This window comes from Reyranella sp. GW821-FHT14A01, from assembly GCF_058803965.1.
In genome coordinates this window covers 1-26942 of sequence record NZ_JBXAPM010000001.1, presented here as the reverse complement: position 1 = coordinate 26942, position 26942 = coordinate 1, and the positions used below count along the sequence as shown (strand labels likewise).

Here is a 26942-nt window from a genome sequence, read left to right as displayed (position 1 = left end):
GCCATGATGCCCACGACGGTCGTGACGGCCGATCGCTTCCCGACCGACCCGAACAAAGTCACAGCCAGCTACACCGTCGTCATGCAGGAAGAGATGCAGCGCCGGCAGCTTCGCAATGCCGCCGAGGTGCTGAGGACCATCCCCGGCGTCTCCGTGCAGCAGTCCGGCGGCGTCGGCACACAGACCTCGGTCTTCGTGCGCGGCTCCAATTCCAATCACGTTCTGGTGCTGATCGACGGCGTCAACGTCAGCGATCCCTCGAGCGGCAACGGCGCGGTCGACTTCGGCAACTTCCTCACCGAGAACCTCGACCGCATCGAAGTCGTGCGCGGCCCGATGAGCACGATGTACGGCAGCCAGGCGATGGGCGGCGTCATCAACATGGTGACCAAGGCCGGCAAGGGTCCGATGAACGGCGCGGCCTTCACCGAACTCGGCACGCGGCTGACAAGCAACAGCGGCGCCTATGTCCGCGGTAGCGAAGGTAAATTCAATTACAACCTGACCTTCGCCAGCACGTTCAGCCCGAACGATACGCCGGTGCCGGCCCGGTTCACGCCGAACGGCGGCTTCGTCGATATCGATCCCTATCGCAACATCACGCTCGCCGCGCGCCTCGGCTACGAGATCAACGAGAACACCCAGTTCAACTGGTACGGCCGCTACATCGACGCCAAGGTGAACTACGACCAGGTCGGACAGGAAGATCCCAACGCCAACACCTACACCTCGCAGTTCTACACGCGCGCCGAGCTCGAAGGCTCGTATTTCGACGGGCGCTGGAAGCCCGTCATCGGCGTGAACTACAGCACCATCACGCGGCACGATCTCGACTATGCCAGCCTGCAGAACCCGTTCCCGTTCAACACCGACAGCTGGTTCAACGGCCGCCGCCTGCAGGCCGATTTCAAGAACCTGGTGAAGATCATCGACCAGGTCGAGGTCATCGGCGGTATCGATTACGACCGGCAGTGGTCCTACACGAATACGATTGGTCCGTTCACGCCGTTCACGCAGAGCTGGGGAACGATGTCCCAGACCGGCATCTACGGCCAGCTGCGACTCAACCCGTTCGAGGGTTTCAACCTCAACGTCGGCGGCCGTGTCGACATGAACGACATGTTCGGCACCGTCGGCACCTGGCGGGCCGGCGCGTCCTACCTGTGGGCGCCGACCGACACCAAGATCAAGGCGTCGTACGGCACGGCCTTCAAGGCACCGGCGCTGATCGAAATGTTCGGTCCGGGACCCTTCTGCGGCGGCAACCCCCAACTCCAGCCGGAATACAGCCGCGGCTATGAAGTCGGCGTGGAGCAGGGCCTGTTCGACCGCAAGGTGAAGGCCGGCATCACCTACTTCTTCAACACCTACTCGAACCTCATCCAGTGCGCGCCGCCGACCTTTGCCCTGATGCAGAACGTCCAGAACGCCCAGACCGAGGGCTTCGAGATGTCGGTGCAGATCAGCCCGGTGAAGTGGTTCGACTTCTACTTCGACTACACCTACCTGATCGCGCGCAACGTCGACGCCAACCAGCCGCTGCTGCGCCGCCCCGGCGACGTCTTCAACGTCCGCGCCGAGTTCCGGCCGTGGGAGAACACCCTGTTCGGCATCGGCGTGCTGCAGGTCAGCAGCCGCAACGACGCCAACGCCATCACCGGCGCGATCATGAACCCGTCGCCCTATACCCTGGTCCGCATCACGGCCCAGTACGACGTGATCAAGTCGGTCCAGCTCTTCGCCCGTGCCGAGAATGTCCTGAACCGCGTGTACGAGGAGCCCGAAGGCTTCCAGGCGCCGTACTTCCAGGCCTTCTTCGGCGTGAAGGCCCGCTTCTGAGGCGCACGACCCATCAGCACCACCGGCGAAACTTGCTGCAAGTCTTCGCCGGTGGCGTAGCTTTCGCTACCGTGACCTCCGCGACCGCCGCCTCGACTGCCACGATTGCCCTGCTTCACCTCGCACCCCGGCCCGGGAAGATCGAGGCCAACAAGCGTGCCCTCGAACAAGCCGTGCGCCAAGCCGCAGCGAACGGTGCGCGGCTGATCGTGACGCCGGAGCTTGCCGTGAGCGGCTACGGCTTTCGCGACCTCGTGGGCACCGACTGGATCGAGCGCGGGCAGCCCGCGCTGTTCGCCTGGGCCGGCGCGCTCGCAAGGGAGACCGGGGCATCGCTTGTGCTCGGCACCCCGGAGGCCGTGCCGGAGAAGGGCGCGCTGTTCAACAGCATGGTCCTGTTCGCGCCGGGCGGATCGGTCGCCGGTCAGCACCGCAAGATCAACGCGCTGCGGATGGGTTCGGAATCCTGGTCGACGCCCGGCGATCGACCCACGGTGCTGGCGGTCGACGGCATTGGCCGGGTCGGCTTCTTCGTCTGCGCCGACATGTATTCGACCCGCCTGGTCGACGAGACCGCGGCCCAAGGCGTCGACCTGCTCCTGTCCTCGGCCGCCTGGGCGCCGGGCCATCACGGACCAAACGGCGAATGGGAGCGCACCTCCGCGACGACCGGCCGGCCCGTCCTTGTCTGCAATCGCACCGGCAAGGACGTCCTCGACTTCGACGCGGCCCAGTCGGTCGCCGCCGTCGACGGTGCAATCGCCTTCTCGCATGCGTCACCCGAGCCGGGGATCGCGCTCGTCGAGTGGACGGCCGGCACGCGTCGCCTCACCAACTGGCGCGTCGTGAGATGATGCCTGTTAAAATGAACCCGTCGTCTCGACCGGAGCACCGAAGGTGCGGAGTGGAGAGACCTTCTCTCAACAAAATGCCGGCAAATCGTCGAGAGAAGGTCTCTCCACTCCGCGCTGCGCGCTCCGGTCGAGACGACGGGGGGTTTAGAAGTCTCGTACGCACTCTCATGTGGTTCATGCTCCTGCTCTCAACGGTCCCCGCAGCCGCGCAGGCGCCACACCGCGTGGTCACGCTCAATCTCTGCCTCGACCAGATGGCGATACGCCTTGCGGCACCGGGCCAGCTCGTGGGCGTGAGCTACCTGTCGCAGGACCGGCGCCTCTCCGCGCTGGCCGACCGCGCCGCCGCCCTCCCATCGGTGCGCGACTCCTTCGAATCCATCCTGACCCTGCGGCCCGATCTCGTGATCCTCGGCCAGGGCTCGCATGCCACCCTCAAGCGCCTGCTGCGCGGCGCCGAGGTGCGCGTTCTTGAACTGCCCTGGGCCACGTCGATCGAGCAGGCCGAGACCGTCATCGAACAGATGTCGGCCGCACTCGGTCGCGAGGAAGTCGGCCGCACCCTGGTCGCCGGCATGCGCGAGCAGCGCCGCCAGCTCGCCTGGACGGGCGCGCCGCTGGGCACCGCGGTCTATCTCGAGGCCAATCACGGCACCTCGGGGAAGGACAGCCTGATGGACGAGCTGCTGCGTCTCTCCGGCTATCGCAACCTCGCCGCCGATCTCGGCATCGGCTCCTTCGGCCGCCTGTCGCTCGAAGCCGTGCTCGCGGGCGAGCCCGACCTGCTGGTGTTCGACGGCACCGCCAACGACAATCCCGCGCGCGCCACCGAATTCGTCGGCCATCACGCGCTGCTCGCGCTGGCGGGCAAGGCGAAGCTCGCGTCGGTGCCGACCAAATATTCGATCTGCGCCGGGCCGGACAATTTCGAGGTGATGCGACGCCTCGCAGAGGCAAGGCGATGAACCGCTGGCTCCTCCTGCTGGTCGCGGCGCTCTATCTCCTGTCGCTGGCGGTCGGTCCGGCCTGGTGGCCGTGGCGGCTGGGCAACGATGTCGGCTGGGCCATCGTGTGGGAGCTGCGCGTGCCGCGCGCCACCCTGGGCGTGCTGATCGGCGGCGTGCTGGGCCTCAGCGGCGGGGTGCTGCAGGGCTGGCTGCGCAATCCGCTGGCCGAGCCCGGCGTGATCGGCGTGTCGGCCTGCGCCGGCTTTGCCGCCGTCTGTGCGTTCTACAGCGGGCTCGCAGCCATGTTCGCGCTGGCCCTGCCGCTGGCGGGCATTGCCGGGGCCGCGATTGCCGTCGCCCTGCTGATGGGCGCGGTGCGGTCGGGCACGGGGACCGTGTCGCTGCTGCTGATGGGCGTGGCGATCAACGCCATCGCCGCGGCGTTGATTTCTCTCGTCCTCGCGCTGTCGCCCAACCCCTTCGCCTACCAGGAGATCTCGCTCTGGCTGGCCGGCTCGATCGTCGACCGAGACCTGCGCTACCTCGCCATCGCCGCGCCCTTCATGATCCTGGGCGCGGTCATTGTCCTGGGCGCCGGCCGCTGGCTCGATGCATTGTCGCTGGGTGAGGACACGGCGCGCAGCCTGGGCGCCGACACGAGGTCGCTCGGCCTGCGTCTTACCCTCGGCGTCGGCCTGATGGTGGGCGCGGCCACGTCGGTCGCGGGTGTCATCGGCTTCGTCGGCCTGATCGCCCCGCATCTCGTTCGCGCACGCGTCGGCTTCCGTCCCGGCGGCACGCTGCTCCCCTCGATGCTGGTCGGCGCCGCGCTGGTGCTGGGCGCCGACATCGTCGTGCGCCTGCTGCCGACGGCGTCCGAACTGCAGCTCGGCGTCTTCACCTCGCTGGTCGGCGCGCCGTTCCTAGTGCGCGCGGTGCGCAAGGCGCACGCCGCCTGGCTCGCCACATGAGCAGGACCGCCATCGCCGTCCGCGGTCTCGTGAGCCGCCGCGACCATGCCGTTATCCTCGACGGCATCGATCTCGCCTTCGAGGCCCATCAGGTCACCGCCATCGTCGGACCCAACGGGGCGGGCAAGACGACGCTCCTGCGCCATCTCGCGGGCCTCGATACGCCCACCGCCGGGCAGGTCGAATTGCGCGGCCAGGCGCTCGCCTCGCTCGGCCCCGCCATCCGCGCCTGGAGCATCGCCTACCTGCCGCAGGCCGCCTCGGCCTACTGGCCGTTGCGCGCGCGTGACTTGGTCGCCCTCGGCCGCCTGCCGCACGGCGCCGATCTCAGCCGGCCGATGAAGACCTCGGATGCCGAAGCCGTGCAGCGCGCGCTCAAGCGGGTCGACGGGCTGCGCCTGGCCGACCGGCCCATCGACACCATGTCCCAGGGCGAGCGGGCCCGCATGATGATGGCGCGCGCGCTCGCGACCGAAGCGCCAATCTTCCTCGCCGACGAACCGGTCGCCAGCCTCGACCCAGCCTATGCGCTGGAGACCATGACGATCCTGCGCGCCGAAGCCGCCCGCGGCGCCTGCGTGATCGTGATCCTGCACGATCTCGGATTGGCCGCCCGCTTCGCCGATCGCATCGTGGTGCTCTCCAACCACAAGGTCGCCGCCGACGGTCCGCCTGAAATGGCTCTCGCGGCCGGGGTGATCGACGCCGCCTACGGCGTCACCTTCCGCCACATCACAGTCGACGGCGTGCCGCAGCCGGTGGCGTGGGAGAAACAGCGGTAGCAATGGAGCGCGCAACTCCAGTTGCGCTCATGGGTTGTCGAAAAAAATATGAGCGCAACTGGAGTTGCGCGCTCCAATGACTCAAGCCGCGCGCTTGCGTGATGCGGTCTTGCGGCGGGTCTTCGTCTTGGCTTTTGCCTTGGGCTTCGCCTTGCTCCGCCCATGCGCTTCGAGGAAGCGGTCGGCCTTGTCGCGTGAGAGACCTCCGCCACCTTTCAGGCTCTTCTTCAGCGCCTCCATGAGATCGACGACCTTTTCATCGTCTGCCTCGGGCGCTTCGGAGACGACAGGCTGGCCCTTCTTCTTCTTCGCGATCAATTCGCGCAACGCGTCCTCGTAACGATCCTTGAACCGCGTCGGATCGAACTTCGCGTCCTGCTGCTCGATGATCTTCTCGGCGATCTGCAGCATCTGCGCGTTGGGCTTGGGAAGGCTGCGGTCGAACACTTCCGACGTCGCGCGTATCTCGTCGTGGGTGCGCAGGGTGGTCAGCAGGATGCCCTTGTCACGCGGCTCCAGGGCGCAGATGCGTTCGCGCTGGTGCATGACGACGCGACCGAGAGCGACCTTCTTCTGCTTCTCCATGGCGGCGCGAATCACTGCATAGGCTTCGATGCCGGTCTTGCCCGACGGCGCGAGGTAATAGGGCTCATCCCAGTAGATGCGATCGATCTCGGAAGCATCGACGAACTCCTCGATGTCGAGGATGCGCGTCGACTCCAGTCGCACCGCATCGAGCTCTTCTTTCTCCAGCAACACATACTTGTTCTTCGAGACTTCGAAGCCTCGCACCAGATCGGCGCGATCCACCGGCTTGCCGGTACCGGCATCGACCGTCTGCATGCGGATGCGGTTGTTGGTCTTGGGGTTGATCATGTTGAAATGAATGTCGGCGGTCCGCTCCGTCGCCGTGTAGAGCGACACCGGGCACGTCACCAGCGACAGGCGCAGATGGCCCTCCCAGGTCGGTCGCATCGCTTTCTGCTTGGCCATGTTGTTGCTCCGGCGGTGTTGTCATCCCGAGCGCAGCGAGGGATCCTTAAGCGATCGAAGAGGAAGGATCCCTCGCTGCGCTCGGGATGACACGGGTGGGGTTTCAGGATTTAACGAGTTTCTCGATGGCGGCGCGCAGCGGACGGGCGGACTTCGCATAGTCCTTCCACGGCTTGCTGCGCTTCAGCAGCGCCGGCGCGGTACGCACGGTGTATTTCATCGGATCGAGGCCCGCCTTCACCTGCGTCCATTCGATCGGCATCGACACGGTGGCGCCGGGACGCGCGCGCGAGGACAAAGGCGCGACCGCGGTCGCGGTGCGGTCGTTGCGCAGGTAATCGAGGAAGATGCGGCCGGTCCGTTCCTTCTTCGCCATGTTGATCACATAGCGATCGGGCTCGTCCTCGGCGACCCGTCGGCAAATCTCTCGGGCGAAGGTTTTCGCCGTATCCCAGTCCGGGCTCTTCCTGTCGTCGGTCAGCGGCACCACGACATGCAGGCCCTTGCCGCCGGTGGTCTTACAGAAGGGCACGAGGCCGAGCTTCTTCACGCGCGCGGCGATCTCCTTGGCGCCGGCGATCACCGCCGCGAACTTCACGTCGGGCGCGGGATCGAGATCGAAGACCAGCCGGCCCGGCAGCTCGGGATTGCCGGGCTGGCAGTTCCACGGATGCACCTCGGTCGCGCCCATCTGCGCCACGGCAGCCAGCCCCTCGACACGATCGATCTGCAAGTAAGGCTTCTTGTCGCCATCGACCTTCACCTCGGAGAGAAGGTGTGACGACCCCGCCATGGCATGCCGCTGGAAGAATTTCTGCTTGCCGTCAATCCCGTCGGGCGTGCGCACGATGGAGCAGGGGCGTCCGGCGATGTGGTCGATCATCCAGTCGCCGATCGCCTCGTAGTATTGCGCCAGCTCGATCTTGGTGACGGGCGGCTTCTCGTCGGGCCACAGCGGCTTGTCGGGATGGGAGATCGATACGCCCATCACGATCGCCGGCCCCGACGGTGTCGACGCCGCCTTGCTCTTCGTGGTCTTGCGCGGCGTGGGCTTCGTCATCTCGACCTTCTCCGGCTTCGCGGCCACTTCCGCCACGACCTCCTCGGCCGGCTTGTCGCCGCGCAATCCCTTGAAGGCAGCCTGACGCACATTGCCCGCGCCGGTCCAGCCGGCGAACTCGATCTCGGCCACCAGGTCGGGCTTGGCCCAATGCATGTTGGCTTCCTTGGGCGGGCTCGCGCCGGCGGCAAACGGGCTGGTCTTGCTCTCGACCGCGCGCAGCTTCGGCACCAGGGAGCGCATCACGCTCTCGCCGAAACCGGTGCCGACCCGCCCGACATAGACGAGCTTCCGGCTCTTGCCCTCGCCGCGATGGACACCGGCCAGCAGCGAGCGCAGGCGGCGGCCCTCGCTGGTCCAGCCGCCGATGATCACCTCGTGCCCGGCGCGGCACTTGGCCTTGGTCCAGCTTCCCCCGCGTCCCGACTTGTAGGGCGCATTGAGTTCCTTGGAGACGATGCCTTCGAGATGCATGCGGCAGGCCGATTGCAGCACGGCATCGCCCGCCGTCACGAAATGATCGACGTAACGCAGGCCGGCCTTCTCCGGAAATTCCTCAAGCAATCCCTTGAGACGCTCCTTGCGTTCCGACAGCGGCAACGGCCGCAGATCCTCGCCCTCCAGGAACAGAAGATCGAAGGCGAAGAAGATCAGTTTCTCCGATTGGCCCTCGGAGAGCGCCGCCTGCAGCGCCGCGAAGTCTGGCGCGCCGTGCTTGTCGAGCGCCACCGCCTCGCCGTCGAGGATGCAGTCCGGCAGCTTCTTCGCCTGCTTTGCGATCGCCGCGAACTTCTCCGTCCAGTCGAGACCCTTGCGCGTGCGCAGACGGGCGTCGCCGTCCTCGACGCGCAGCTGCAGGCGGTAGCCGTCGAACTTCACCTCGTGCGCCCAGCCCTCGGCTGCCGGGGCGCGCTCGACCAGCTTGGCGAGCTGCGGCTCGACGAACTTCGGCATCGAAGAGACTTTCTTCGCCTTGGCTTTGCTCTTCTTGGGCGCAGCGTCTTCACCACCATCCTTGCGGTTGCTCTGCCAGACGGCATCGGCACCGCGCTTCTTGCCGGTCATGAAGGGCTTGGGCGCCTTGCCGGTACCGAGCGCGATCTCCTTCAGGGTGCGACCCGAGGCGATCGACTTGGGATCCTTCAGGATCTTGTCGTCATCGCCCTCGTGCGCGGCCGCGTCGCGATGCTTGATCAGCAGCCAGTTGGTGCGTTTGCCGCCACCGCCCCGCCGGTCCCACTTCATGCGGACCAGCACCCAGCTTCCCTCCAGCCGTTCACCCACCAGGGTGAACTTGAGGTCGCCGCGTTTCAGCCCGTCATGGGGATCGCCTTCGGGTATCCAGTAGCCGCGGTCCCAGAGCTGGACCGTGCCGCCGCCATACTGCCCTTCGGGAATAATGCCTTCGAAATCGCCGTAATCGAGCGGATGGTCCTCGACCTCGACGGCCAGGCGCTTGACCGTGGGATCGAGCGAGGGGCCCTTGGTCACGGCCCACGACTTGAAGGTGCCGTCGAGCTCGAGCCGGAAATCGTAATGCAGCCGAGTCGCGTCGTGGCGCTGGATGACGAACCGCAACTGCTGGGATTTGGGGACGGAGGCCTTGCCCGACGGCTCCTCCGTCAGGCTGAAGTCGCGTTTTGCGCGATAGGGAGCGAGGCTGTCCTTCCGCATGAATCACCTTGGCGCGCGCGAGGGTTTCCGCACGGTACGCCTCTATAATTTCACAAACTATACCGTGACCTGAACGTGGCTTTATTCGAGTCGTTGCAACGCCTTGGGCCGGATCGCCGTTCGACTCGGCATGACCGATATCCCTCCCCACATCAGCCGCCGCGTGCTGGGCATGGCCACCATCCTCACCGCCACGCTCGGTCGCGACCTCGCCGCCCAGCCCGCCGGGGCTCGCGACACCACCCCGCCTTCAGGCGCCACCCTGAAGGTGCGGTTGACGGTCAACGACCAGCCCCGCGAACTTTCGGTCGATCCGCGCACGACCCTGCTCGACGCGTTGCGCGACCATCTCGAATTGACCGGCACCAAGAAGGGCTGTGACCACGGCCAGTGCGGCGCCTGCACCGTGCTGGTGAACGGCATGCGCATGAACGCGTGCATGTCCCTGGCGGCGCAGCGCGACGGCGACCGTATCGTCACCATCGAGGGGCTGGCACGCGGCCAGGAGCTGCACCCCATGCAGGCCGCCTTCGTGAAACATGATGGCTTCCAGTGCGGCTACTGCACGCCGGGCCAGATCTGCTCGGCGGTCGGCATGCTGGCCGAGTTCAAGGACGGCATGCCGTCGGCCGTGAGCGCCGACATCACCGCCGCATCGGACGTCACGTCCGACGAGGTTCGCGAGCGCATGAGCGGCAATATCTGCCGCTGCTCGGCCTATCCCAACATTGTGGCGGCGATCATGGAAGCGAAAGGAGGCTCGACATGAGGGCCTTCACTTACGAGCGGCCGGACGATGTTGCGGCTGCGGTCCGCGCCGCCGGCGAGCAGGGTGCGCGCTTCATCGCCGGTGGTACCAATCTGCTCGATCTGATGAAGGTCGATGTCGAGCGCCCGCGTCATCTGGTCGACGTATCGCGTCTGCCCTTGAACAGCGTGACCGAGACGCCGGAGGGCGGCCTCGCTATCGGTGCGCTGGTGAGCAACGCCACGCTCGCAGCGGATGGTCGTGTACGGCAGCGCTATCCAATGCTGTCGTTTGCCCTGCTGAACGGCGCCTCGGCCCAGTTGCGCAACCAGGCGACCACGGCCGGCAATCTCCTGCAGCGCACGCGCTGCCCGTATTTCTACGACGTCTCGAAGCCCTGCAACAAACGCGCGCCGGGCAGCGGTTGCTCCGCCCTTCTGGGCTACAACCGCATGCACGCGGTGCTGGGCGTCGCCGAGGATGGCAAGGAATCGTGCATCGCCGTCCATCCCTCCGACATGGCCGTCGCCATGACGGCACTCCATGCCGAGGTCGAGGTCAAGACGGCCGAAGGCGCGACACGCAAGGTGCCAGTCTCCGACCTGCACCGACTGCCGGGCACATCGCCGGAGAACGACACGACGCTCGGTGCCGGCGAGCTCATCACCTCGATCGTTCTTCCCCCGCCGCCGCAGGGTCGTCAGCTCTATCGCAAGGTGCGTGACCGCGCGTCCTTCGCCTTTGCGCTCGTGTCGGTGGCGGCGGTCCTCGACATTGCCGACGGCAAGGTGCGCGAAGCCCGGCTGGTGCTGGGCGGCGTCGCGCACAAGCCGTGGCCTGCGCGCGAAGCGGAGACGACGCTGGTCGGCGCAACGGCGGGCGATGAAGCTTTCGATGCGGCGGCGGCGGCCTCGGTAAAGGGCGCGATCGGCCGCAAGCACAACGAGTTCAAGATCGACCTCGCGCGGCGCACCGTCGCCGGCGCATTGGGCGAACTGGCAAAGGCGGGAGGCTGACATGCCGGACAATATCATCGGCCAGCCGATCGACCGTATCGATGGCCGCGCCAAGGTCACGGGCGCCGCGGTCTACAGCGCCGACCACGGCGCTGATCGTCTCGCCTACGGCTACATCGTGCCCGCCACCATCGGTCGCGGCGAGATCGCCACCATCGATTCCGTCGCCGCGCGCAAGATGCCGGGCGTGCTGCTGGTGATGACGCACGAGAACGCGCCGAAGCAGGCACCGATGCCGCCGGCCAAGAGCGAGGACCGAACTGCGCGGATAAGCCCGCAGCTCAGCGACGCGAAGATCCGCAATTTCGGCCAGCCGATCGCGCTGGTCGTGGCCCGCACCCGCGAGGCGGCGCGTGCGGCGGGCGAGGCGATCCTCGTCTCCTACAAGCGCGAGGCTGGCACTTACGACCTCGAGGCGGCGCGTCCGCAGGCCTACGATCCGAAGAAGGGCAAGGGGCCCGAGTCGAGCGACAGCAAGTTGGGCGACGCGAATGCAGCCTTCGCGCGCGCCCCGGTAAAAATCGAGGCGACCTACACGACGCCCTACCAGTCGCACAGCATGATCGAGCCACATGCCGCCGTGGCGGAGTGGACCGGCGACAAGCTCACCATCCATTGCGCCGTGCAGCTCGTGGACAATGCGCACAAGTCGCTGGCGGCGACCCTGCGCGTGCCGAAGGAAAAGGTCGAGGTGATCGCCGAGTACATCGGTGGCGGCTTCGGCGGCAAGCTGACCCTGACACCCGAGATCGTCCTGTCCGCCCTGGCGGCGCGCGAGCTCAAGCGACCCGTCAGCATCGTGCTGACCCGCCAGCAGATGTTCCATGCGACGCCGCATCGTCCGGCCTCGATCCAGAAGGTCCGGCTGGGCGCCGAGCAGGATGGTACGCTGACCGCCATCGCCCACGAATCGCACGCGCAGAGTGCGCGCTCGGACGAGTATTCCGAGCCGATCGTGATGACGACCCGCGCGCTCTATGCCGCCCCGAACCGCTTCACGTCCCAGCGCATCGCCGCGCTCGACCTGCCGTCAGCTCATGCGATGCGCGCGCCCGGCGAGGCGATCGGCATGCTGGCGCTCGAACAGGCGATGGACGAGCTGGCCGAGCGGCTGAAGATCGATCCGGTCGAGTTGCGCATCCGGAACGAGCCGAAGGAGGATCCCGAGAAGAAGGTGCCCTTCTCGACGCGCCAGCTTGTACCCTGCCTGCAGGAAGGCGCCAGGCGTTTCGGCTGGGACAAGCGGCAGGCGCAGCCCGGCCGCGTGCGCGACGGCAGATGGCTGGTCGGCATGGGCATGGCCTCGGCGATGCGGGCCAACTATCTCCGGCCGGCCGAAGCGCGGATTACTATGGAAAGCGCCGATCGCGCCGTCGTCGAAATGGACATGACCGATATCGGCACCGGCTCCTACACGATCTTCGCGCAGATAGCGGCCGAGACGCTGGGCATCCCGGTCTCCAGGGTCGATGTCCGCCTGGGCCACAGCTCCTTCCCCGACACGCCGGGCTCCGGCGGCTCGTTCGGCGCGGCGAGCTGCGGCGCGGCGCTGCTCGATGCCTGCCGCAAGCTCAAGGCCAGGCTCGATGCCGGCGAGGGCGCGCAGGGGCTGAGCGCCACCGGCAGCGTGAAGCCGGGCGAGGAGTACAAGAAATACTCTCAGTACTCCTACGGCGCCCACTTTGCCGAGGTCGGCGTCGACAGCGTCACCGGTGAAATCCGGTTGCGGCGGATGCTGGGCGTGTTCACCGCCGGCCGCATCCTCAACGCCAAGACGGCGCGCTCGCAGCTGATCGGCGGCATGATCTGGGGCGTCTCCTCGGCACTGCACGAGGACGCGGTGCTCGACCTGCGCTACGGCGCCTTCGTCACCAACGACCTCGTGCACTATCACCTGCCCGTCCATGCCGACGTGCCGGACGTCGAAGCGGTGATCCTCGAAGAGTACGACGACAAGGCCAACGCCCTCGGCGCCAAGGGCGTCGGCGAGTTGGGCATCTGCGGCGCCGGTGCGTCCGTGGCCAACGCCGTCTACAATGCCTGCGGCGTGCGGGTGCGCGACTATCCGATCACCGTCGACAAGATCCTGCCCGGCCTCCCGCGCGTCGCCGCCTCGGAAGCGCAACTGCCGGGTGGAACGAAGCGCGGCGGCTAGGCGGTCACTTGCCGATGCAGAAGTCGCGGAAGATGACGTCGAGCAGTTCGTCGAGGCGCACGGTGCCGGTGATGCGGCCGATGGCGCGCATTGCAAGACGAAGGTCTTCGGCCGCCAGCGCGACTTCCGGAGCGACAAGCGCTCGTTCGAGCGAGGCTTGACACTCCATCAGCGCCTCGCGATGTCGTGCCCGTGTCAGCGGCGGCGCGCCGGCGCCTTCGTCCATCGATGCCTCTGCCGACAGCTCCAGGCGCCTCAGTAATTCAGGCAGGCCAACACCGCCTTTGGTCGACAGAGAAACGACTTCCCGATCGTCGACGGAAGCGAGATCCGTCTTGTTCACCACGACGATGTCACGTGCGCTGTCCCACCGCTCGGTCGCACCGGTGATCGCTTGCATTTCCGCGCGCCAATCACCCGACGCATCGAGCACCAGCACACGCAGGTCGGCCGCCGCCGCTCGTGCTCGTGCGCGGCGCACGCCTTCCTGTTCGATTGCATCGCGCGATTCGCGCAGGCCTGCCGTGTCGGCCAGCACGACAGGCCAGCCGCCGAGATCGAGATGGACCTCGATCACGTCGCGCGTCGTGCCGGCGGTTTCCGACACGATCGCCGCCTCGCGCCGGGCGAGGAGATTGAGCAGCGAGGACTTGCCCGCATTGGGTGGCCCGATGATGGCAATCGACAATCCATCGCGCAGTCGCTCGCCGCGGCGATCCTTTAGATGGGCCGCGATCCCGGCCCGCAGCCCGGCGATGGCGAGGCGCACCTCGTCGGCCAATCCCTCGGGCAGATCCTCGTCGGGAAAATCAATCGCTGCTTCAAGGTGAGCGAGCGCCCGCAGACCCTTGCCGCGCCAGTCCTCGTACAGCCGGTGAAGCCCGCCCTCCATCTGCTGCAGCGCCTGCCGGCGCTGCGCTGCCGTCTCGGCCGCCACGAGGTCGGCAATGCCCTCGGCTTCGGTGAGGTCGAGCTTGCCGTGCTCGAAGGCGCGTCGCGTGAATTCGCCGGGTTCGGCCAGGCGGCAGAAGCCCAGATGGGCGATGGCTTCGAGCGCCGCCCCGACGACGGCGCGCCCGCCATGCAGGTGCAACTCCACCATCGGCTCGCCGGTCTCGGTGTTGGGTGCCGCGAACCACACGACCAGGCCCTTGTCGAAGGCTTCGCCGGTCGCGGGATCGAACAGGGTGCGCAAGGCCATGCGGCGCGGCGTTGGCAACGGCTTTCGAGTAAGCGCCACCAAAACGTCGCCCGCGCGCGGACCGCTCAGCCGGACGACCGCGAGCGCGCCGGGATGGGCGCGCGTGGGCGTCGGCGTGCCCAGCGCATAGATGGTCGCTTCGTTCACGTCCGCTTCGGTGCGGGCTGGGCAGGACGCGCCGGCGGGGCGGCCGGCGGCGGACGGGCCATCACCTTGTCGGCGATCTTCTCGTAGAGCGCTTCGGGAATCAGGCGGCGCTCGACCAGCTCGGTCTTGGCCTTGAAGGGCCGCGCCCGGATGATCGCGTCGGCCCGCACCTCGCCGATCCCGTCGAGCGACATGAGATCGTCGCGGCTGGCGCTGTTGAGATCGATCAGGCTGGAAGCAGGCGCTGCCGGCGCGGGGCGCGCGCCCTGGGCATGGACCGCGCCGGCGCTCAGCAGAATCGCCATTGTCGCGAGGAATGCTTTGAACGACATGATGGTGATTACTATCGCACGAAATCGTCCCAGGCCGGGATGGGACGCTGGTCGAACGGCACCTTCCAGCGATGGCAGTTCGAGCGGTCGATCAGTTCGGCCGGCACCATGATCTCGGATGGCACGGGCTGACCCGCGAGGTGCCGCAGCACGGCCTGGGCCGCAATGGCCGCGATGTTGAAAGCGCTGAAATCGACGCTGGCCAGCATGGTGCCGTGCTCGATGTGCCCGATCGCGGCCGGCAGGCCGTTGATGCCGACCACGGTCGCGGTCCGACCGGCCTCCTTCAGCGCCTTCAGCGCCCCGAAGGCCATGACGTCGTTGGCCGTCCAGACACCGTCGATCTGTGGATGGACCTCCAGCAGCTCTTCCATCGCGGTCCGTGCCGGCGCTTCCTGGAGATAGCCGACCCTGGAGCCCAGCCGTTCGATGCCCGGATAGGCCGCCAGCGCCCGCTGCAGCCCCTCGGTCCGGTCGCGCGCGGTGCGGGCGCCCGGCGTGCCGTCCAGCGCCACGACCTTTCCGCTGCCGCCCAGCCCCTGGAACAGGGCACGGGCGATCGTCTCGCCTACCCGGACATCGTCGGAGCCGACGAAGGTCAGGACCGGGACCGTCATCCGGTTGATGAACACCGCCACCGGGATGCCGGCCGCGGCGATGCGTGCCACGTCCGCCTCCATCGCGACATCGTCGGTCGGATTGAACAGGACGGCATCGGGACGGGCCGACAGTGCCTCGGCCACCAGCGCCTTCTGCTCGCCGACATGATCGGGCGTCGCGGGCACATAGTGCACGGTGCGGGCGCCGGCCTCGGCCGCGACCCGGTCGACGGCCAGCCGGGCCGCGTCATAGGCGGGATTTACCCGGTTCTTTGTGAAAACGGCGAGGGTGAAAGACGGGGCCATGGACCCTACTTTAGGCCATCGACGCCCTGTAGTATGCGCCCGCCATGGCCCAACCCTACGACGAGATCCCCGACCGCCGCGCCATCGTGCGCCGCCGCACCCTCGAGGAAGCCTTCGCCCGCCTGGTCGAGGACCTGCCGGAGGGTGGCGAGCCACCGCGCCCGCCGGTGCTCGCCCTGCTGCGCGATGCGCTGACCAAGGGCCGGGCCGAGATCCGCCGCCGCTTCGAGGAGCCGGGTCCGCTCAAGAATGACGGGCCGGCGGTGCTGATCGCGACCTCCTATCTGATGGACCAGATCATCCGGGTCCTGTTCGACTTCGCCGACCAGCATGCCTATCCGGCGGGCAATCCCAGCGCCGCCGAGCGTCTGGGTGTGGTCGCGACCGGCGGCTATGGCCGCGGCGAGCTGGCGCCGCTGTCCGACATCGATCTCCTGTTCCTGCGTCCCTACAAACAGACGCCGCGCGGCGAGCAGATCGTCGAGTTCATGCTCTATCTCCTGTGGGACCTGGGCCTCAAGGTCGGCCACGCGACCCGCACCGTCGAGGAGAGCCTGCGCTACGCCGAGCGCGACCAGACCATCCGCACGGCGCTGCTGGAAGCGCGCTACCTGTGGGGCGACCGCGCGCTGTTCGACGAGCTGCAGCGCGGCTTCGCGCAGAAATTCTATACCGGCGACGGCCGCGACTTCGTCGACGCCAAGCTGGCGGAGCGCGACCAGCGCCACCAGCGCATGGGCGATTCGCGCTACGTCGTCGAGCCCAACGTCAAGGAAGGCAAGGGCGGGTTGCGCGACCTGCACCTGCTGTTCTGGATCGCCAAGTATCTCTATCGCGTGAGCGAGCCCGGTGAGCTGGTCGCCAAGGGCGTGTTGACGAAAGAGGAGGCGCGGCATTTCGAGCGGGCCGAACGCTTCTTCTCCACCGTGCGCTGCCACATCCACTACCTGACCGGCCGCGCCGACGATCGCCTGTCGTTCGATCTTCAGCGCGAGATCGCGGCGCGTCTCGGCTACCAGGACCGCCCGGGCAGCCGCGGCGTCGAGCGCTTCACCAAGCACTATTATCTCCACGCCAAGACAGTGGGCGACCTGACGCGCATCTTCGTGGCCGCCCTCGAGGACAGCCGGCGGCGCAAGCCCAAGCTCGCCGCGCTGTGGCAGAGCCTGCGGCCGCGCGAGCTGGAAGGCTTCCGCCTCGACGGTGAACGCCTGGCCGTTGCCTCGCCCGACTCCTTCACCAAGGATCCGGTGGCGATCCTGCGTCTCTTCCACGTGGCGCAGGAGAACGACCTCGACATCCATCCCGCGACCCTGCGGCTGATCACGCAGAACATCCGGCTGGTCGACAAGCTTCGCAACGACGCGGAAGCCAATCGCCTGTTCATGGAGATGCTGACGTCGCGTCACGATCCGGAGACGACATTGCGGCGTCTCAACGAGGCCGGCGTGTTCGGCCGCTTCGTGCCGGATTTCGGCAGGGTCGTCGCGCAGACGCAGCACGACATGTATCACACCTACACGGTCGACGAGCACACGATCCGCGCCATCGGCATCCTCTCGAAGATCGAGTCGGGCGTGCTCAAGGAAGACCATCCGATGTCGGCCGACGTGGTGCACAAGATCGTGTCGCGGCCGGTGCTCTATCTCGCGGTGCTGCTGCACGACATCGCCAAGGGCCGCGGCGGCGATCATTCCATCCTGGGTGCGGACGTGGCGATGCAGCTCGGACCGCGTCTCGGGCTGAGCGCCGCCGAGACGGAAACCGTGGCGTGGCTGGTGCGCTATCACCTCGCCATGTCGGCTACGTCGTTCCAGCGCGACCTGATGGATCCCAAGACCATCGAGACGTTCGCCGCGCTGATCCAGTCGCCCGAGCGGCTGCGCCTGCTGCTTGTCCTCACCGTTTGCGACATCCGCGCGGTCGGACCGAACGTCTGGAACAACTGGAAGGCAGCCCTTCTGCGCCAGCTCTACAATGCGACGGAGCAGGTCCTGTCGGGCGGCACGCTGATGGGCGGCCGCGCCGAGCGCATCAAGCATATCCAAAGCGAGATCGCGAAGCGCCTGCCGGGCTGGAGCGAGGCTGACAAGGAGGCGCATTTCGCGCGCGGCTACGCCTCCTACTGGCTGTCCTTTCCGATCGAGACGCTGGTGCGCCAGGCCGAGCTGGTGCGCGGTGCCGAGCGCGGCAAGCAACCGCTCGCCATAGAGCATCGGGTCGACGAGGAGCGCTCGGTCACCGAGGTCACGATCTACACGCTCGACACGCACGGCCTGTTCGCGCGTCTCGCCGGCGCCATGGCGATCAGCGGCGCCAACATCGTCGACGCCAAGATCTTCACCCTGGCCAACGGCATGGCGCTCGATACGTTCTGGATCCAGGACCTCGAGGGCAAGCCATTCGACGGGCCGCAGCGGCTGGCACGCCTGGCCGCCCGGGTCGAGCTTTCGCTGTCCAATCGTCTCGACATCCAGCGCGAACTCGACAGCCAGCGAGCCGCATGGCCCAAGCGCGACCGCGTCTTCAGGGTCGAGCCGCGGGTGTTGATCGACAACAACGCGTCCGACACCTTTACCGTGATCGAGGTCAACGGTCGCGACCGGCCGGGCTTCCTGCACGTCGTCACGCGCGCACTGACGCGCCTCAACCTGCAGATCGCCACCGCGCACGTCACGACCTACGGCGAGCGCGCGGTCGACGTCTTTTACGTGAAGGACCTGTTCGGCCTGAAGGTCGTGCACGCCGACAAGCTGAAGCAGATCGCGTCGACCGTCGAAGCCGCCATCCGCGACTTCGACTCCCGCTTCGACCCGGTGCCGAAGGCGGCTGAATGAGTGGCGCGATCATCGTCTTGGAATAAGAAAGACGCGCCACTGGAGTGGCGCGCCCCCAGCCTCACTCCGGCTTGAAGTTGGCTTCCTTCAGCAGGGCCGTGTTGGTCTCGATCTCCTGCTTGATGAAGGCCGCGAAGTCCTTGGGGCCGCGCGCCGTGGGCACGATGCCGAGGGAGGTGGTCTTCTCGATGAAGCCCTTGTCCTTCGAGACCTCGGCCATGCCGGCGGCGAGCTTGTTCACGACCGCGTCGGGCGTGTCCTTGGGCGCCCAGACGCCGTACCAGGAGCTCAGGTTGAAATCCTTCAGACCGACCTCGTCGCTCGTCGGGATGTTGGGCGCGAGCGCCGTGCGCTCCTTCGAGGTCACGAACAGGCCCTTGGCGCGGCCGGATGTGGCGAGCGGCAGCAGCGCCGTCCAGGGATCCATGAAGAACTGGACGCTGCCCGACATCAGGTCGGTGTTGGCCGGCGCGGTGCCCTTGTAGAGGATCTGGTCCAGCGGGATCCCGATGCGCTTCAGCCAGGCCAGCGTCGCGATGTGTCCCGCCGAACCGCCGGAGGAGATCGCCACGAAGAACTTCTTGGGATCCGCTTTCACGGCCGCCATGACCGCCGCGTAATCGTTGCCCGGCACGTTGTTGTTGGCGAGCAGCACCAGCGGTGCCTCGCCCGCCTGGGCGATGGCGCGGAAATCCGTCTGCGGGTCGTAGGGGCAGGAGGGGACCACCGTCTTGCCCAGCACGAACAGGCTGGCGTTGAACAGGATCGTGTAGCCGTCGGGCTCGGCACGGCGGACCGTGTCGGAGCCGATGGTGCTGGAGGCGCCGCCGATATTCTGGATGACGATCTGCTGGCCGAGCTTCTCCGACAGGAATTGCGCCGTGATGCGGCCGAGCCCGTCCGTGCCGCCGCCCGGCGGGTAGGGCACGATCATCTTCAGCGGCTTGTTCGGATAGTCCTGAGCGAGGGCCGGCGCAGCAATAAGCGATGCGCCCACGGCGCCCAGCACGGTCCTACGACGGAGATTCATGGAAATTGCCTCGGAGAGAATGCCTAAGGTTGCACACTAACCGAAGATGCACACGCCATGCCATGAGCCGTCTCACAAATCGTCCGGGAAACCCGCCTTTCGGCTACCTCCCCACACGGCACCCCCAGGGCCCGGGACGTGTCCAGATGCTGGCGCAGCGTCGCGCTGGCACCCGGCGCGATGGGAGCCGGGGCGCCCTCGCGATAGGCCGATTGCAGCTCGACCGTGCGCTGGCGGCCGTCACGCAGCGCCAGGACGACATCGACCTGGAGATAGTCGATCGTCTCGCCCGACTTGTTCTCGACGACCAGGCTCGGCACGCAATTGCCATAGACGTTGGAATCGCTGCCGCGCGTCACGTCGATGCCGTTGGCGGCCAACGCCGGCAGCACGACCGCCGCCGTACCCGAAAGAACCAAACTCAACGCACCAAAGGCTGCCTTCATGGTCGCCTCCTGCTTCAGTGTTCCTAGGTCGTCTGAAGTCTCTGCTCGCGGCGCGTGGCCAGCATCTGCAGGATCGCCGCCGCGGTTTCCTCGATCGAGCGGCGGGTCACGTCGATGGTCGCCCACTTGCGGCGGGCATAGAGGCGGCGCGCTTCCTGGATCTCGCTCTGCACCGTATCCATGTCGGTATATTCGGTCTCGGTGTCCTGCTGCATGAGCCGGAGCCGGTTGACCCGGATCTGGACCAGCCGCTCGGGATCGGTGATCAGCCCGACGATCAGCGGCCGCTTGGCCTCCTCGAGCTCAGTAGGCGTCGGCACCTGCGGCACCAGGGGCACGTTGGCCGCGCGAACGCCGCGATTGGCCAAATATACACAGGTCGGTGTCTTCGAGGTGCGCGACGGCCCGACCAGGATCACGTCGGCATCGTCGAGATCGTGCATCGACTGCCCGTCATCGTGCGCCAGCGTATAATGCATGGCGTCGATACGGTCGAAATAACCCTCGTCGAGCTGATGCTGGCGGCCCGGCCACTGCTCGCTCTTGGAATGGAAATGCACCGCCAGCACGCTCATCGCCTGGTCGAGCACGCCGACGCAAGGCAACTGCAGGCGCCGGCAATGATCGCGCACCACGTCGCGCAGCTCGGGATCGACCAGCGTATAGAGGACGGGACCGCGGTCGCGCTCGACCGCCTGCATCACTTTTTCCATCTGTGCCGGCGACCGCACCAGCGACCAGACATGCTCCTGGACGAAGATGCCCTCGTACTGGACGAGACAGGCGCGCGCCACGCTCGACACGGTCTCGCCGGTCGAATCGGACACGAGATGGACGTGAAAATTCCGGTTGGCCACGAATCATTATTACCCCACAGGGGTGCCGGGAGAAACGCGGGATTACGGCGGGGATTTCGGGGACAAGCGGAGCATCGATCCAATGGCCGCGGATTCGGGTCACGACTCGCCCGGCCCGTCCAATTTATCTTCCCCTGCGGACAGGTCGGGACGAATGACCTGCGAGTCGGGAATCAGGTCCGGCAGCCGCGTGGAATCGCTGTTTTCCGATCCACAGGCCCCTGGGGACCGATGGCCAATAGGGCGCATCCCCACATGCCACAGGCTCTACTACTGCTACTACCTATTATGAATAGAGTAGAAGGAAGCATGAGGGACAGAGTGTGAGCGGCGGAAAATTCCTGGAGACACTGGCCGGAACGAGGCATCCGACGCCACCGGTCTGGCTGATGCGCCAGGCCGGACGTTACCTGCCGGAGTATCGCGCCGTGCGGGCGACGACCAAGTCGTTCCTCGAATTCTGCTACACGCCCGACAAGGCCGTCGAAGTGACGTTGCAGCCGATCCGGCGGTTCGGGCTCGATGCCGCAATCATCTTCTCGGACATCCTCGTGGTGCCCGATGCGCTCGGGCAGAAGGTCTGGTTCGCAGAAGGCGAGGGACCGAAGCTCGAAGCGCTGACCGATCCCTCGCAGTTCGGCCGCCTGTCGCGGGCTCGCCTGCAGGAGCATCTGGCGCCGGTCTACGAAGCGATCCGGCGGACACGCGCCGAGCTGCCGAAGGACACCGCGCTGCTGGGCTTCGCCGGCGCGCCTTTCACGCTCGCCTGCTACATGATCGAAGGCAGCGGCAGCAGGGATTTCGCCAAGGTGAAGAAATGGGCCTACGCCCATCCCGAATCCTTCAAGCTGCTGATCGATCTCCTCATCGAGGCGGTGGTCGATCATCTCGGCCACCAGGTCGATGCCGGCGTCGATGCCGTGCAGCTCTTCGATTCCTGGGCGGGCGTGCTGCCGGAAGAACAGCTCTTCCACTGGTCGCTCGATCCGATGGTGCGCATCGCCAAGGGCCTGCGCGAGCGTCATCCGCATGTGCCGATCATCGCCTTTCCGCGCGCCGTCGGTCCGGCGGCGCTGATGTATCGCCTGCCCGAGACGTTCAGCGCTTTGTCGCTGGATACCGGCATCGGCGCGCACTGGGCCGCGAAGGAAGTGCAGCCGCATATCTGCGTGCAGGGCAATCTCGACCCGATCATGCTGGTGGCCGGCGGCGAGGCGATGGAACGCGAGGCGACGCGCATCCTCGACAAGCTCGGCCACGGCTCCTACGTGTTCAATCTCGGCCATGGCGTGGTGCCGCAGACCCCGCCCGACCATGTCGCTCGGCTCGTCGAGATCGTGCGCAATTGGAAGCCGAGCTGACGTGAAAGTCGCCATCATCCTGTTCAATCTCGGCGGACCCGATTCGCTCGAGGCGGTGCAGCCGTTCCTGCGCAACCTGTTCAGCGATCCCGCGATCATTGGTTTGCCGTCGTGGCTGCGGCTGCCGCTGGCACGGTTCATCGCCCATCGGCGGACGCCGAAGGCCCGGGGCATCTACGAGAAGATCGGCGGCGGCTCGCCCATCCTCGGCCAGACCGAGGCGCAGGCGCGGGCGCTCGAGGAAGAGCTCGGCAAGGGCAACCAGGACGAATGGCGCGGCTATGTCTGCATGCGCTATTGGCATCCGATGACGGAGGCCGTCGTGGCTTCGGTTGCCCGCTTCAAGCCCGACCGCATCGTGCTCCTGCCGCTCTATCCGCAATTCTCGACCACGACGACCGGCTCGTCGTTCGAGGCTTGGAAGAAAGCCGCGCCGTTCAATGTGCCGACGGTCGAGGTGAAGGAATATCCTGTCGAGCCGGGCTTCATCGAGGCCTCGGTCGACCTGGTCAGGCAGGGATTGGCCGAAGCCGGCAACCAGCCGGTGCGTGTGCTGTTCTCCGCGCACGGTCTGCCCGAGAAGATCGTGAAGAAGGGCGATCCCTACCAGCGGCATGTCGAGCAGACGGCGAAAGCCATCGCCGACAGGCTCGGCGCCGTCGACTGGACCGTGTGTTACCAGAGCCGCGTCGGCCCTTTGAAATGGATCGGTCCGCCGACCGAGGAAGAGATCAAGCGCGCGGCGACGGACAGGAAAGCGATCGTGCTCTATCCGCTGAGCTTCGTGTCGGAACATTCCGAAACCTTGGTCGAGCTCGACATCGACTATCGCGAGCTGGCAAAGGAAGCGGGCGTGCCGGCCTACATTCGCGTGCCGACCGTCGGCACGCATCCGAAGTTCATCGAGGGCCTCGCCCGGCTGGTGCGCGATGCTCTATGAGAGCCTGAAGGCACTGCACATCATCTCGGTCATTTCCTGGATGGCGGGGCTGCTCTACCTGCCGCGCCTGTTCGTCTATCACGCCGATGCCGAGAAGGGGTCGGTGCAGAGCGAGACCTTCAAGACCATGGAACGCCGCCTGCTGCGCGGCATCATGAACCCGGCGATGATCGGGACCTGGGTCTTCGGCCTTCTGCTCGCCTGGCAGGGCGAGTGGTGGCACGCCGGCTGGTGGCACGCGAAGTTCGCGCTGGTCTGCGTCCTCACCGTGGTTCACCACCTGTACGGACGCTGGCGCAAGGAGTTCGCGGCCGACCAGAACATCCGGCCGGCCAACTATTATCGCTGGTGGAACGAGGTCCCGACCCTGCTGATGATCGCCATCGTCGTCCTCGTGGTGCTCAAGCCTTTCTGAGCAATTGTCCCGGCCATATCTTCCGCTCGACCTGGTCGGCGACGATGTCGGCGATCGTGTCGCCGGCAAAGCGCGTGAGGCGCGAGACCGGCCGGTCGGCCGGATAGGACAGGACCAGTTGCCTGACCGGCGCCGGGTCCGTGAGCGGCGCCGCCACTAGCCGGCCTGTCGCGATGTCGTCGTGGATGGGCGAGAGCGGCAGGATCGTCCAGCCGTGGCCGTGACGGACCAGGTCTTTCAGGGTCGCGTAGGAATCGGCTTCGACGGCGATGTGCAGCGCGATGCCGGCCTCAAGAGCGCACTGTTCGACGATCGTCCTGAGGCCGTGGCGCGTGCTGGGCAGCAGGACGCGCTTGCCATCGAGGTCTCTGAACGGGATCGGGTGTTCGCCGGAAAGGCCCGACCCGGGCGGTCCGATCAGGAACAGCTCCTCGAGCAGCAACGGCTCGGTGCGCAGCGATCGAGCGACGTGCGGATCGTAGAGGATGGCAACGTCGATCTCGCCGCGGTGCAGCCAGTCGATCAGGTGGCCGGTATAGGCGCCGACGAGCCGCAGCTCGACCTGCGGGTGGGTCTTTCCGAAGGCGGCGACCAGGGGCAGCGAGAGGATGTCGGCCACCGTCGGCGGAAAGCCGATGGCGATTCGGCCCTTCAACGGCGCGTCGAGGTCGGCGGCGGTGGCGCGGATCTCCTCCAGCTCGGCCATGACCCTCGTCGCGTGCTCGAGGATCTCCCGACCCTTGTCGGTGAGGACCATGCCGCGGCCATGGCGGGTGAAGAGGCGGACTGACAGCTCTTCCTCCAGCATCCGGATCTGGCGGCTGAGGGCGGGCTGGGCGATGCCTATCCGGTCGGCCGCCTTGCTCAGGCTGCCGAGATCGGCGACGTGGATCAGGGTGCGAAGTTGGGACAGCTCCATGGAAGCCATACAATATCGTTATATCTGTTCATTCCCAACAGTCGTCCAGTTTCGCTGGCGTTATAGCTAATGTGCCGGCCGACCTTGAGCCGGATTGGGAGAAACATGACCGCCGCACCGACGCAGCCTGCCTCGACCAAAGTTGATTGGCGCGACCAGATTTTCGAGGTCCTGCAGGACCATGACGTGAAGCAGGTTTATCACGTGCCCGACGCCGGCCATGGACGGCTGATCGAGGCCTGCCAGAAGTCGAACTCGATCCGCACCCTGGCGCTCACGACCGAGGAGGAGGGCATCCCGCTCGCCGCCGGGGCGTGGCTGGGCGGCCAGCGCTCGGTGCTGCTGATGCAGAGCTCGGGCGTCGGCAACACCATCAACCTGATGGGCATGCCCAAGACGCTGCGCTTCCCATTCCTGACCCTGATCACGATGCGCGGCGACTGGGGCGAGTTCAATTCCTGGCAGTATCCGATGGGCCAGGGCACGCCGAAGGTGCTCGAGGCGATGGGCGTGCTGCTCTATTCGGTCGAGACGGCCGATGAGGTGAAGACCACCGTCGACGCCGCCGCGCGCTCGGCCTTCAACGGCGGCCAGGCCGTCGCCGTGCTGCTGCGCCAGAAGCTGATCGGCATCAAGAATTTCGGGAAGAAGTAGGATGAGCCCCAACAAGTCAGGCGCAACTCTCCAGCGCCGCCCGCTGGTCAAGCAACTCCTCGAGAATGCCGGCGACGACCTGCTGGTCATCGCAGGCCTCGGCTCGTCGAACTGGGACATCACCGCCGCCGGCGACCGTCCGCTCAACATGCCGCTCTGGGGCTCGATGGGCGCGCCGGTCGGCATGGGCCTGGGCCTCGCCATGGCGCAGCCCACCAAGCGCGTGCTGGTCATCACCGGCGACGGCGACATGCTGATGAGCCTCGGTTCGCTCGCCACCGTGGCGACGCAGATGCCGGAGAACCTGGCGATCGTCGTGCTCGACAACGAGAAGTTCGGCGAGACCGGCAACCAGGCCACGCACACCAGCCCGCGCAACAACGGCCCGACCGAGTCCGGCGCCGGCACCGACCTCGCCATGATCGCGCGCGGCTGCGGCATCGCCGACGCCACGACGGTGCGCGAGTCGAGCGAGGTCGCAGACCTCGTGAAGGACGTCCGGACCAAGAAGGGTCCGGTGTTCCGGCTCGTGAAGGTCATGGTAGAAAAGCTGGAGTTCGTGATGCCGCCGCAGGACGGCGCGCATCTCAAGGACCGCTTCCGTCAGGCCCTGCTGGGTCACCCTTAAGAGGCTCCCATGACCGACTACGCTCCCTTCCCGCTGATCGATCTGTCCGGCGGTCCCCGGGAGCGCGGTCGGATCCATGGCAAGGCGGCCGCGGATCGCTTGAAGCGCGGCGCCAGGATGTACGCCGAGTCGCTGCTCAAGTCGGGCGTCGACTGGAAGGAGCTTGAGCAGCGCGCCGAAGCGATGGTGCCGCTGATCGACAAGTTCGATCCGACCTACACCGAGGAGATGCGCGGCATCGCCGAGGGCGCGAACGAGCCCTTCGCCGCCGTCGTGCTGATGAACGCCCGTACCGAGATGGTGGTGGCGGCGCGCAAGCAGCAGGCCTCCCGGCATTTCCCTGACGGCTGCACGGCCGCGCTCGCGCTGCCCGATGCCAGCGCCGACGGCGTGTTGCTGCACGGCCAGAACTGGGACTGGCGCGCCGAATGCGCCGAGACCGGCGTGGTGCTGCGCATTCGCCGCGATGATGGGCCCGACATCCTGACCTTCACCGAAGCGGGCGGGCTTGCCCGTTCGGGCCTCAACTCGGCCGGCATCGGTCTCACGGCCAATGCGCTGGAATGCGACCGCGACTACCAGCGCGGGCAGGGCGTGCCGCTGCCGTTCATCCGCCGAAAGGTGCTGGAGGCGTCCCATCTCGCTCTGGCGGTGCAGACCATCGTCTCGACGCCCAAGCCCGGCTCCAACCACATGGCCGTCAGCCACTGCGATGGCGAGGCCTTCGGCTTCGAATGCGCGCCCGACGAGACCTTCTGGATCGCGCCCGACCGCGGCCTCTACGTCCATGCCAATCACTGGATCGCCGACTCGGCGCGCGCCAAGGTGAAGGATACCGGCCTCGCCGAGACGCCGGACTCGATCTATCGCGACAAGAGGGTGCGCGACCAGCTCTCGCTCAAACGCGGCAGCCTCACCCTGGAGGATTTCCGGAAGGCCTTCTTCGACGATTGGGGCACGCCCCATTCGGTCTGCCGCCCGCCGCGGATGAACACGCGCGGCGTCATGACGGCGACCACGGCAATGATCCTGATGCGCCCGGCCGAGGGCCATCTCGAAGCCTGCCCGATGCCGGCGCTGAACCGCCAGTTCACGACCTACACGCTGACGCCGGACCGCCTCGCGCAGAAGCAGGCGGCTGAGTAATCAACACCTGTCATCCTCGTCTTAGCAAAATCCGGTAGGTTTTGAGCGCTTCGCAAGAAGCGTGTGGGCCCGGATGGCCATCCGG

At 66.7% G+C, this 26942-nt stretch carries 24 protein-coding genes; 15 read left to right on the top strand and 9 right to left on the bottom strand.

What is annotated here, in order from left to right:
* The first annotated feature begins 3 nt into the window (after positions 1-3).
* From AC1ROX_RS00120 to AC1ROX_RS00100, 5 genes are all read left to right on the top strand, one after another.
* Positions 4-1839: a TonB-dependent receptor plug domain-containing protein gene (locus AC1ROX_RS00120; RefSeq protein WP_493121253.1), complete on the top strand. Its 1836-nt coding sequence runs from the start codon at positions 4-6 to the stop codon at positions 1837-1839.
* 71 nt (positions 1840-1910) lie between these two features.
* Positions 1911-2693, top strand: coding sequence for a carbon-nitrogen hydrolase family protein (locus AC1ROX_RS00115; protein WP_493121251.1), 783 nt, complete (start codon positions 1911-1913; stop codon positions 2691-2693).
* A 176-nt stretch (positions 2694-2869) separates the two neighbouring features.
* Entirely contained in the window at positions 2870-3658 is a 789-nt protein-coding gene (locus AC1ROX_RS00110; RefSeq protein WP_493121249.1) for an ABC transporter substrate-binding protein, read from the top strand.
* Entirely contained in the window at positions 3655-4611 is a 957-nt protein-coding gene (locus tag AC1ROX_RS00105; protein WP_493121247.1) for a FecCD family ABC transporter permease, read from the top strand. The genes AC1ROX_RS00110 and AC1ROX_RS00105 overlap by 4 nt, the downstream gene beginning before the upstream one ends.
* Positions 4608-5393 (top strand): ABC transporter ATP-binding protein, encoded by a 786-nt coding sequence (locus AC1ROX_RS00100; RefSeq protein WP_493121245.1) that lies wholly within the window; start codon positions 4608-4610, stop codon positions 5391-5393. Before AC1ROX_RS00105 ends, AC1ROX_RS00100 begins: the two co-directional genes overlap by 4 nt.
* An 81-nt stretch (positions 5394-5474) precedes the next feature.
* On the opposite strand, the gene ku is transcribed toward AC1ROX_RS00100, so the two are convergent.
* Positions 5475-6386 carry a non-homologous end joining protein Ku gene (ku, locus tag AC1ROX_RS00095; protein WP_493121243.1) on the bottom strand — a complete coding sequence of 304 codons (912 nt, stop codon included), beginning with the start codon at positions 6384-6386 and terminating at the stop codon, positions 5475-5477.
* A gap of 103 nt (positions 6387-6489) precedes the next feature.
* Complete coding sequence (gene ligD / locus AC1ROX_RS00090) at positions 6490-9120, bottom strand: DNA ligase D (RefSeq protein ID WP_493121241.1); 2631 nt, start codon at positions 9118-9120, stop codon at positions 6490-6492.
* Positions 9121-9250: 130 nt separating this feature from the next.
* Between ligD and AC1ROX_RS00085 the strand changes: the two genes are divergently transcribed.
* Genes AC1ROX_RS00085 through AC1ROX_RS00075 form a run of 3 tightly spaced genes read left to right on the top strand, consistent with a single transcriptional unit; the run spans position 9251 to position 13039 of the window.
* Positions 9251-9889, top strand: coding sequence for a 2Fe-2S iron-sulfur cluster-binding protein (locus AC1ROX_RS00085; protein ID WP_493121239.1), 639 nt, complete (start codon positions 9251-9253; stop codon positions 9887-9889).
* On the top strand, positions 9886-10884 hold the full coding sequence (locus tag AC1ROX_RS00080; RefSeq protein ID WP_493121237.1) for an FAD binding domain-containing protein: 999 nt from the start codon (positions 9886-9888) through the stop codon (positions 10882-10884). Before AC1ROX_RS00085 ends, AC1ROX_RS00080 begins: the two co-directional genes overlap by 4 nt.
* 1 nt (position 10885) lies before the next feature.
* The gene (locus AC1ROX_RS00075; RefSeq protein ID WP_493121235.1) at positions 10886-13039 is read left to right on the top strand and encodes a molybdopterin cofactor-binding domain-containing protein; all 2154 of its coding nucleotides are present in this window, start codon (positions 10886-10888) and stop codon (positions 13037-13039) included.
* 4 nt (positions 13040-13043) lie between these two features.
* On the opposite strand, the gene mnmE is transcribed toward AC1ROX_RS00075, so the two are convergent.
* The 3 genes from mnmE to AC1ROX_RS00060 are packed head-to-tail and all read right to left on the bottom strand — an operon-like array spanning position 13044 to position 15624.
* Positions 13044-14387 carry a tRNA uridine-5-carboxymethylaminomethyl(34) synthesis GTPase MnmE gene (mnmE, locus tag AC1ROX_RS00070; RefSeq protein ID WP_493121233.1) on the bottom strand — a complete coding sequence of 448 codons (1344 nt, stop codon included), beginning with the start codon at positions 14385-14387 and terminating at the stop codon, positions 13044-13046.
* A complete protein-coding gene (locus AC1ROX_RS00065) occupies positions 14384-14719 on the bottom strand; it encodes a ComEA family DNA-binding protein (RefSeq protein WP_493121231.1) in 336 nt (111 codons plus the stop codon). The genes mnmE and AC1ROX_RS00065 overlap by 4 nt, the downstream gene beginning before the upstream one ends.
* Before the next feature lie 11 nt (positions 14720-14730).
* The gene (locus AC1ROX_RS00060; RefSeq protein ID WP_493121230.1) at positions 14731-15624 is read right to left on the bottom strand and encodes a sugar ABC transporter substrate-binding protein; all 894 of its coding nucleotides are present in this window, start codon (positions 15622-15624) and stop codon (positions 14731-14733) included.
* Between the two features lie 44 nt (positions 15625-15668).
* Here AC1ROX_RS00060 and AC1ROX_RS00055 point away from each other — a divergent pair, with 44 nt between their 5' ends.
* Positions 15669-18461: a [protein-PII] uridylyltransferase gene (locus AC1ROX_RS00055; protein WP_493121228.1), complete on the top strand. Its 2793-nt coding sequence runs from the start codon at positions 15669-15671 to the stop codon at positions 18459-18461.
* A 61-nt stretch (positions 18462-18522) separates the two neighbouring features.
* On the opposite strand, the gene AC1ROX_RS00050 is transcribed toward AC1ROX_RS00055, so the two are convergent.
* Genes AC1ROX_RS00050 through AC1ROX_RS00040 form a run of 3 tightly spaced genes read right to left on the bottom strand, consistent with a single transcriptional unit; the run spans position 18523 to position 20794 of the window.
* The gene (locus AC1ROX_RS00050; RefSeq protein WP_493121226.1) at positions 18523-19491 is read right to left on the bottom strand and encodes a Bug family tripartite tricarboxylate transporter substrate binding protein; all 969 of its coding nucleotides are present in this window, start codon (positions 19489-19491) and stop codon (positions 18523-18525) included.
* A gap of 23 nt (positions 19492-19514) precedes the next feature.
* Entirely contained in the window at positions 19515-19937 is a 423-nt protein-coding gene (locus AC1ROX_RS00045; RefSeq protein ID WP_493121224.1) for a hypothetical protein, read from the bottom strand.
* A gap of 23 nt (positions 19938-19960) precedes the next feature.
* Complete coding sequence (locus AC1ROX_RS00040) at positions 19961-20794, bottom strand: pyruvate, water dikinase regulatory protein (protein ID WP_493121223.1); 834 nt, start codon at positions 20792-20794, stop codon at positions 19961-19963.
* 323 nt (positions 20795-21117) lie between these two features.
* Here AC1ROX_RS00040 and hemE point away from each other — a divergent pair, with 323 nt between their 5' ends.
* The 3 genes from hemE to hemJ are packed head-to-tail and all read left to right on the top strand — an operon-like array spanning position 21118 to position 23510.
* Entirely contained in the window at positions 21118-22155 is a 1038-nt protein-coding gene (gene hemE, locus AC1ROX_RS00035) for a uroporphyrinogen decarboxylase (RefSeq protein WP_493121221.1), read from the top strand.
* Between the two features lies 1 nt (position 22156).
* Positions 22157-23095, top strand: coding sequence for a ferrochelatase (gene hemH / locus AC1ROX_RS00030; RefSeq protein WP_493121219.1), 939 nt, complete (start codon positions 22157-22159; stop codon positions 23093-23095).
* The gene (hemJ, locus tag AC1ROX_RS00025) at positions 23085-23510 is read left to right on the top strand and encodes a protoporphyrinogen oxidase HemJ (protein WP_493121217.1); all 426 of its coding nucleotides are present in this window, start codon (positions 23085-23087) and stop codon (positions 23508-23510) included. The genes hemH and hemJ overlap by 11 nt, the downstream gene beginning before the upstream one ends.
* On the opposite strand, the gene AC1ROX_RS00020 is transcribed toward hemJ, so the two are convergent.
* Positions 23497-24429: a LysR substrate-binding domain-containing protein gene (locus tag AC1ROX_RS00020; protein ID WP_493121215.1), complete on the bottom strand. Its 933-nt coding sequence runs from the start codon at positions 24427-24429 to the stop codon at positions 23497-23499. The two genes, hemJ and AC1ROX_RS00020, sit on opposite strands and share 14 nt — an antisense overlap.
* 105 nt (positions 24430-24534) lie before the next feature.
* On the opposite strand from AC1ROX_RS00020, the gene AC1ROX_RS00015 reads away from it, so the two are divergent.
* Genes AC1ROX_RS00015 through AC1ROX_RS00005 form a run of 3 tightly spaced genes read left to right on the top strand, consistent with a single transcriptional unit; the run spans position 24535 to position 26857 of the window.
* A complete protein-coding gene (locus tag AC1ROX_RS00015) occupies positions 24535-25083 on the top strand; it encodes a thiamine pyrophosphate-binding protein (RefSeq protein ID WP_493121213.1) in 549 nt (182 codons plus the stop codon).
* Between the two features lies 1 nt (position 25084).
* On the top strand, positions 25085-25711 hold the full coding sequence (locus tag AC1ROX_RS00010; RefSeq protein ID WP_493121211.1) for a thiamine pyrophosphate-dependent enzyme: 627 nt from the start codon (positions 25085-25087) through the stop codon (positions 25709-25711).
* A 9-nt stretch (positions 25712-25720) separates the two neighbouring features.
* Positions 25721-26857 (top strand): C45 family autoproteolytic acyltransferase/hydrolase, encoded by a 1137-nt coding sequence (locus tag AC1ROX_RS00005; protein WP_493121209.1) that lies wholly within the window; start codon positions 25721-25723, stop codon positions 26855-26857.
* Positions 26858-26942 lie beyond the last annotated feature (85 nt).